Source organism: Streptomyces sp. NPDC104309, assembly GCF_055584025.1.
Genome location: NZ_JBVJMV010000031.1, coordinates 1 through 7,682 on the forward strand (window position 1 = coordinate 1; position 7,682 = coordinate 7,682).

The 7,682-nt window shown below is 68.6% G+C and carries 6 protein-coding genes and 3 pseudogenes; 3 read left to right on the forward strand and 6 right to left on the reverse strand.

The annotated features are described in order from the left end of the window. Positions 1 to 95: 95 nt before the first annotated feature. Both ACZ68L_RS32940 and ACZ68L_RS32945 read right to left on the reverse strand, forming a co-directional pair. Positions 96 to 509 (reverse strand): annotated as a pseudogene (locus tag ACZ68L_RS32940) (IS701 family transposase); the annotation flags it as partial. Between the two features lie 105 nt (positions 510 to 614). After that, positions 615 to 1,067 (reverse strand): hypothetical protein, encoded by a 453-nt coding sequence (locus tag ACZ68L_RS32945; protein ID WP_329815189.1) that lies wholly within the window; start codon positions 1,065 to 1,067, stop codon positions 615 to 617. Between the two features lie 62 nt (positions 1,068 to 1,129). On the opposite strand from ACZ68L_RS32945, the gene ACZ68L_RS32950 reads away from it, so the two are divergent. After that, entirely contained in the window at positions 1,130 to 1,417 is a 288-nt protein-coding gene (locus ACZ68L_RS32950; protein WP_469584621.1) for an abortive infection family protein, read from the forward strand. Between the two features lie 671 nt (positions 1,418 to 2,088). Here ACZ68L_RS32950 and ACZ68L_RS32955 read toward each other — a convergent pair. Then, a complete protein-coding gene (locus ACZ68L_RS32955; protein ID WP_469584411.1) occupies positions 2,089 to 2,271 on the reverse strand; it encodes a hypothetical protein in 183 nt (60 codons plus the stop codon). 210 nt (positions 2,272 to 2,481) lie between these two features. Here ACZ68L_RS32955 and ACZ68L_RS32960 point away from each other — a divergent pair, with 210 nt between their 5' ends. Both ACZ68L_RS32960 and ACZ68L_RS32965 read left to right on the forward strand, forming a co-directional pair. After that, entirely contained in the window at positions 2,482 to 5,544 is a 3,063-nt protein-coding gene (locus ACZ68L_RS32960; RefSeq protein ID WP_469584413.1) for a hypothetical protein, read from the forward strand. A gap of 59 nt (positions 5,545 to 5,603) precedes the next feature. Beyond that, positions 5,604 to 5,836 (forward strand): annotated as a pseudogene (locus ACZ68L_RS32965) (alkaline phosphatase D family protein); the annotation flags it as partial. Between the two features lie 379 nt (positions 5,837 to 6,215). On the opposite strand, the gene ACZ68L_RS32970 reads toward ACZ68L_RS32965, so the two are convergent. The 3 genes and pseudogenes from ACZ68L_RS32970 to ACZ68L_RS32980 all read right to left on the reverse strand — a co-directional run. Next, entirely contained in the window at positions 6,216 to 6,407 is a 192-nt protein-coding gene (locus ACZ68L_RS32970) for a hypothetical protein (protein ID WP_469584415.1), read from the reverse strand. A 5-nt stretch (positions 6,408 to 6,412) separates the two neighbouring features. Then, the gene (locus ACZ68L_RS32975) at positions 6,413 to 6,736 is read right to left on the reverse strand and encodes a hypothetical protein (RefSeq protein WP_469584417.1); all 324 of its coding nucleotides are present in this window, start codon (positions 6,734 to 6,736) and stop codon (positions 6,413 to 6,415) included. Positions 6,737 to 7,020: 284 nt separating this feature from the next. Next, positions 7,021 to 7,653, reverse strand: a pseudogene (locus ACZ68L_RS32980) (NUDIX hydrolase); the annotation flags it as partial. Positions 7,654 to 7,682 lie beyond the last annotated feature (29 nt).

The window sequence follows — 7,682 nt, forward strand, 5'->3', positions numbered from 1 at the left end:
AGCGAATATTTCCTGGGGGCAGCCATGGTCGATGTTCCTTTCATGAAAACCATCTGACCCTCTGTCACCACACTCCGCATCTCGGGGGAACCTCATGAACGCGGCACATACAGAGCCTGGTCGATGGCAGCATGTCCGCGATTGGCGGAGTACACGAGGTAGACGGCGACCTGGGCGTTCTCGACGCGGCCGGCCGTTCCCGTGTACTGGCGCTGGACTCCGACGGTCGCGGTGCCCTTCTTCAGATCGCCCGTCTCGTCGACCACGAGCACCGCCTCGGTGTCGTGCAGATGCTCGACCACGTAAGCACGTATGTCGTCACGGATCGCGTCCGCGTCCCACTTCGCCCGGTGCAGCAGGTGTTGCATGCCATCCGGAGTGGCGTCGCCCGCGTGCTCGGCAAGGTTCCAGCAGTTCTTCCTCGGCAGGTCCGACAGCAGACCGGAGACCAGATGCCGTACCCGGCGACGGGGTTCAACTCGAGAGAATCGGCCGGCGATCCGGCTCATCAGACCTTCGAATGCCTCCTGCCAGCGCGCAGGCACTACGCTCACGTCCGAGACCGTCGCGTGATCATTGGTTGTCCACACAGCACCTAATGATCAACGACGACCTCACCTGCTCGGCCGCCACCGAAACCAGTAGTCGAGCCCCTCGACTCGGTAGCGAGCGCCGGCAACGAACCGCAGCTCGCCCACAAGCTGGCGAACGTCGTCGGGCGGCAGGCGGTGTGGCGCCAACAGCAGCTCCAGCTCGTCATAGCGGGCGTCGACCCCGCCGTGGTCCGGATGACTCTCCGGTCCGGCCTCGCCGGCCTCACGGCGCTCGTTCCACTGGGCGAAGATCGCCCACTGCTCGCGTTCCAGCTCCGCCGCAGCCTCGCTGGCGGGCCAGACCTGGTACTCATCGGCTTCGTTGGCGTGGTCGTAGTCGTGGTTCTGGAAGTAGTGAGGCTTCCCGGCGATGTCAGCAAGGCCGGCGCGCGGTCCGTCGTACCACTCCAACTCGGCGTACACACGCTCGAAGCCGTCCGCGATCAACTGCTCTTCGTTCCAGGTCTCAGCCACGCGGGCAGGCTACCGGCGAGCGGTTTCCGCATCCATGATCACGATCTACGGCTGGAGTACTAATCAACACCGTCCAGAAGGCGCTGAGGCTCGACGCCGCGTCGGCCCCTGACGGGCCCGACGGCAGTAAAGCCGTAAAGAAGATCCTTTCAGGGGCGGTGAACATCGCGATCGGCGTTCCCGAACTCCGTAACCAGGGCTTCGGCAGTGGTCACGGCCAGGAGAGCACACCGTCAGGGCTTGGAGTCCGTCATGCCCGGCTGACGGTCAACGCAGCTGTGACCTGGTGCGAGCTGATTCTCGACACTCTCGCAGACCACGCCGCTCCGTGGCGCAATGCCAACGTCTGATCAGTTTCAGGAGAGGGCCGAGCCACAGGACGGGACAGACCGCTATGCGGCGGGCCGAGACTCCAGTTCCACCAATCTGGCCGATCGAGCCCTGAGGAAGTGTCACGACCGTGAGACTGGCCAGCTGCGCCATCGACGTGAGACAACGACCGAGCCCCTGGTCAGCAACAACCGCCTGTGCCACGAGCTGCGAGACCCTACAGCCCATGTGTGGGATCTCAAACGGAGTGGCCAAACCTCACGACCCATGGCCACCTCGTGGCCGATTGGCCGGCAAGGTCTTCGAGACCCTCACCAAGCCTGAGAGCACCCACCTCGCGGTCGACACTTCCACCGACGCCTGGCCTCGAAGGTCCATGCGGTCCCGTGTGCGGGAGCGTTCATCACCATGGCGGCTCCCGCACACGGGACCTCTGCGTGCACCGCGATAGGCCCGAACAAACCGTCAACTCAGCACGGAGAGCGAAGTGAAAGGGCGCGTAACCGGGCTGGCCATACCACTGCCGCGTCCATGCTCCTGTACCTGTTCGCGACCTTCGGCCACGACTGACGCGGGCCTCGTCGGCCGACCACGACGGCGCCTCGAGACGCTGCTGGCCGACCGAGGCTACGGGTCGGGGCAGGCAGAGGCATGGTGCCTCCTCGTACAGCCGACACCATCGGGCGGCTGCTCAGCGAAACGCAGACACCCCGGCGAAGAACACGGTCATGACCGTGCACGCCACCCCGCCGGCAACAAGGGCCGCCTGGGCCCTTCCGTTCCCAGCGCGGCGCGCCGCCCAGCCCGCACAGCAGGCGAGGTTGAGCGCGACCGACAGCGCGAGGAGCAGCGACAGCAACTGGACCTGACTCATGGCATCCCTCCAGAATTCTCCCCACGCCGGTCGGCGGAGGCGGATGCCGACACAGTCCGCGTCCAGGCGTCCGTCTCGCTGCCTTCCGCCCACCGGTTGGACACACGGACGGCAAAGCCCCATGTCCGGGACGTACGCTTCGCTACACCCAGGAACGCCCTGGACACCGCGCTGGACACGCGGGACACACACGACAGGCGGGCAGAGGCGGTGGAGAAGAGCCGGGCAACACAACAGGGCGGCGACGAGGAGGACTTCACGACGCGGATCAAGGCCTTGGGCGCATTCCACGCGGAACATCTGGCCAACGCCGCCCCCTATCGCTTCCTGGCACGGCAGGCCAAGGTCTCGCCGACCACGGTGAGCGACTGGCTGCGCGGGGAGCGCTTCCCGCAGGATGCCGGCAAGCTCAAGGCCGTTGTACGGGCCCTGCGGGCCATCGCACTCCCGCTCGGGATCCTCGACGACGGCACGGCCACACCTCTCCTCGACGAGGAGGCATGGGCGCAAGTCCATCGGGCGGAGGCCGCCCGCCGGGCCGACGCCGTCGGCCACGCGGTCCTGCGCGCCCAGGCCAGAGCGGCACTCTCTCACGGCGCCACCGCCAGCCCCGCTGCCCCGGCCGCCGGCCTGCTACCCGTCCACGCGGCGCGGGACGCCGCGCCCGCGGCCCGGCCCCCGCAGTCGCCACCCCTCCCCTGCGCGCGCCGCGTCGAGGACTGGAACCCGCGACACCTCGGCGTCAAGCCCGCCATCGAGGTGCCCGGCGCCCCGGGCGACCTGCCCCTCTACATCCCACGCGACCACGACCGCGCACTGCGCCGCACCCTGCGGGGAATGAAGGCGGTGGGCGGCATGCTCCTTCTCGTCGGTGAGCCGTCCACCGGAAAGAGCCGATCGGCCTACGAAGCCGTACGCGCCGAGCTCTCCGACTGGTGGCTGCTGCGCCCGCAGGACGTGGCCGAACTCCAGGAACTGGCACGGGCGACCGCCACGATGCCCCTGCCCGGCGCGCCCGGTCTGATCCTCTGGCTCGACGACCTCGACCGGTTTCTCAGCGCGCACCCCGCACTGACCGCCCCCACCCTGGTGCGGCTCCTCGACCCCCATACCCCCACGGTCGTCGTCGGGGCCCTGTGGCCCGACCAGTACGACCGCCACAACCACCCTGGCGGAGCCGACACCGGACACGACCCCCGAGGCGCCGCACGCGCAGCCCGCGACGTCCTCGCCCTCGCGGTCACCGTCGACATCGCTGAGAAGTTCAGCGACAGCGAACGCGAACGGTCCCAGGAGATCGCCAACGAAGACCCACGGATCGCCGCCGCCATGCAGGTCGCGGCCTTCGGCGTCGTACAGACCCTCGCGGGCGCCCCCATCCTGGAACGGCGCTGGCGACACGGCAACGCCTACGGCCGCGCTCTGATTACCGCCTCCGTCGATGCCCGCCGGCTCGGCGCCCCAGAGCTACTCACCCCCGCCTTCCTGCGCGCCGCCGCCCCCGGATACCTCGACTCGGCCTCCTGGGCACGCGCCACCGGCACCTGGTGGGACAGCGGCCTGCAGTACGCCACGGAACCCGTTGACGGCGCCACTGCGGCCCTCTCGCCCCAGGCCAGCAGCGAACCTGGCAGTATCGTCGGCTACACCCTTGCCGACCACCTGCTCCATGTCGGCGCCCACAGGCGGAACTTCGAGGCAGTACCGGAAAGCACCTGGCGCGCGCTCCTGGCCACATCGGTCGGCCACGACCTGGTACGCATCGGCTGGAGCGCGCAGTGGCGTCTGCTGTACGAGCTCGCCGACACCTTCTACGCCGCCGCCGGAGCCGAAGGAGCCCTGCATCGGGCACGGTTGCTGCGGACCCGTGGCCGCACGGCCGAGTACTTTGCGGCGCTAGAGTCACTGGCCGCCGAGGGACATCCGGAGGCTGTCGACGAGCTCGTCACGCACGTCCTCCGAGACCTGGTGCAGGACGACCACGACACACGTATCGCGCTGCTGTCGCCGTACGCCAACGCCCACGAACGGGCTGCCGACGCCCTCGCGGACACGCTGGCATCTACCGGGCGGCACGACGAGGCGATCACCATCTGGACGCGCCTTGCAGCAGGCGGCGACGGGGAGGCCGCACGGAACGCCGCCGAGGCGCTGGTGATGGCCAACCGACGGAGCGAGGCGCTCGCCCTACTACGGGACGGCGCCAGCCGGGACCGTGGCGTACGCGACAAGCTCGTCGCCCTGCTCCTCGACGATGACACGGCGACCAGCCCCGCCGAAGCCGAGCACGTGCTGCGGGCCTGGTCGGCCGAGAACCCCGACGACTTCACCTGCGAGCAACTGCTGGTGGACCTGCTCGCCGCGGCGAGCCGCCTCGACGAGCTGGAGGTCATGGCGGTCAACGGCTCGGAGGCAGCCAGGCGCTCCCTGACCAGCCACTGGCGGGAACGCGTCGCTGAGGACCCGGAGGCCGTCACCTACGCGAAGACCGTGTGTGCGGCCTGGAAGCCCTCGCCGTACGGACCGTGGCCGGAGATGTACCTGTACGAGGAACTGGGCATGGTAGAGGCGGCGCTTGACGTCGCGCTCGCTTTTGAGCGCGATCACGGCCACAACGACGACCTCGACACTGCCGTTGCATCGATGCTCGTGGACTCCGGCCGGTGGGACGAACTGATCGCCCGCGCGGAAGCGGGGAACTGGCGTGCCCAAGATCAGGTGGCGTACACCCTTGCCGAGCAGGGACGGATCGCCGAGATCGAGGAGCGCGCCGCCTGCGGCGATCTGCCTGCCCGCTCGTACCTGTCCGATCACCTGGAGCAGAGCGGCCGCGTAGACGAGGCGATCGCCCTCTGGCACCACGCCATGACTGCAGGGGAGTACGACGGCAGGAGGCGGCTAGTCAGCCTACTCGAACGACATGGCAGGGACGTGGAGTTGCTGGCGCTGCTCCGGGAGGACCCCCGGCCCCTGGACAAGTACGACGCCCGGCGGCTCGCCAAGCTACTGGTCAAGGCCGGCCGTCTCGCCGAACTGGCGGACCGCGCGGCGGCGGGTGACAAGTACGCGGATGAAGAAGTGGTCAACCATCTCGCGGAGAACGGTCGCGTCGACGAGTTGTGCCGCCGAGCCGTCGCGGGCAGCGGCAGCGCCACACGTGTCCTGCTGTACCTGGCCAACCGGAATCCGGAGGCCGCGCCGGGGCTGCGCGGCCTCACGGAGTACGGCTTGCAGCTCGACGGCACTGCGGCCGCACCAGGAGAGCCGAGCTGAGGACCCACAATCCGCTGCGCTGTGGTGCCCATCTGTCCGTGCCAGCGAGATAGACGACCGGCGACGCCTCCGCCCTCCCGCCCCTAATCCAGGCCACCAACCGCCACGCCCACTGGCTGGGCCCCTATGGCGCCACGGATACGGCGTCCTCGACATCACCGCCGAGCGCGCGCAGATGGACTACTACGCCGTGACCGACCGGACCGACCCGGACACCGACGCCTCCTGGGTCCGCTCCTACCAGACCCGCAGCGGCACCCAGAAGGTCGAACACAGCTACCGCGCCGTCTGAACACCGAAACGCGGCCCACACTTCGGACTCACCCGGCCAACCGCGTGAGTGAGTGCTCGCGTGCCGGCCGTCGAGGCAGAAATGGCCACGTTCCCGACAAGGGACGTGGCCATCGCCATGAGACGGCCCGAAGACCTGCAGGTCACAGCCCCCGCATATGACGTGGCCGCTGAGATCCCACAACTGGGCCGGGAAGCGGTCGGAGCACCGGGGGAAAGCTGGAGCCGGTGGGCGCGACCGGCCGCCAATACGATCCTTGCCTGAGGCGGACGTGATCGCATACGGAGCGGCCGGCTGCCTGGATCGGGTAGCCACCCGTGGCTACCCGCACCTGAGGCAGATGCCTGGTACACCCAACGGACAGTACGACTAGCGATGGTCAGTCCGGCGGCCACGATTTCAGCACGCGCCCGTCGGCCGCTTCGTCAACGAGGGTGACCTGGGCGCCGTTGACGCTGCCGCGTTCGCCGATCCAGTTCAGGTACTTCCGTTCGGCGGTCGGTAGGTCGGGCCACCAGCCGCGCATGATGGTCCGGGCCCCGATCGCCAGGGTCAGCTGATAGCGATCCATGATGGCTACACCCCGTCGGAAGTCGGCAGGGCGACGCCCGCCGTTCGGGCCGCCTCCCGCAGCACGGCGAGCGGCTCCGCGAGGGGCTCCTGCGGGCCGCCGCGCGGGGTGGTGGCGACGAGACAGGGCACGCAGCGGTCCACCCAACGCCGGCCGTGCTCGGGTGTTTCGACGACCCCGGCCACGGTCGACGGCCGGCCACAGCGCACGCATGGGTGCCTGCTGTGGCGACGCTGGATGCCTGCGCTCCGGCGCGGTGTCCATGGCGGGGCGGGATCCAGGTCAGACGGGTCGATGGCGAGGGATCGCAGCAGGTCAGCGTCGATCATGCTGTCCTCCTCGTGCGCTCAGTTCCACGGCGTAAAGTAGAACACATGTACGACTTGCCGCCCGATCTGCCGCGCCTCCGCACGCTAGAAGTTACGTGGAATCAGCCGGGGTGATCATGCCCCTCGGTGCCCACGGACCGAGGGAAAGCGTGAGGATGACCCCGATAGAGAAGTGGCCGGTCTTTCGCCGCCACGACCAGGCCGCTGCCTGTCTCCAGATCTGGAGCGACTTGGGGCGGGCGCCCCGAACGATCGAGGCGTATGCCCGCGGGCTGGGTGTGTTTTTATCGGGGTGAACGAGAGCCACCGCATCGGCGAGTTCGGGAGCCACGTTGCTCCGTCCGCGGCGGTGATGCACTAGACGCAAGTCCATGATCATCAACGGGATTGGGAGCCACCTCTATCGGGTGACTTCGTGCCCGAGGGTGTGGAGTGTCCGTGCTGAACAGGCAGCGGATGACTGTAGCTTGTGTGTCACCGGGTCCTGTCGGTCCGTGTCCCTGACAGGCGCGGCTCGAAAGGACCCGGCTCCGTTGTGTGGGTTGATCAGCGGGTGGTGTCCTCGAGTAGGCCCGCAGGATGGGGTCGATGCCCTGGATGCTGTCGCTGTCGATCCAGCGGTGGCCCATGTGGGCGGTGCGGCAGATGCTGTCGGGCTGCTCGGGGACGACGGCGAAGGTGAAGACGCGGGCGTCGTGGCTGTCCTCGTGGCGGTGGCCGGTGTGTCCGAGGTAGCGGTCGACCTGCACGGATTCGTAGCCGTAGTGCTCAGCCAGGATGCGGCAGAGACCGTGGAAGACGGTCTCGCCGGCGCGAATGCGACCGGTGGGCAGTTCCCATCCGACGGGGGCCGTGTCGAAGTTGGCGGTGGGTGAGGCCTCGACCAGGAGGAACCTGCCCTCGTGTTCGATCAAGGCCGCCGCGGCGGATGCCGCTTACGGCTGCC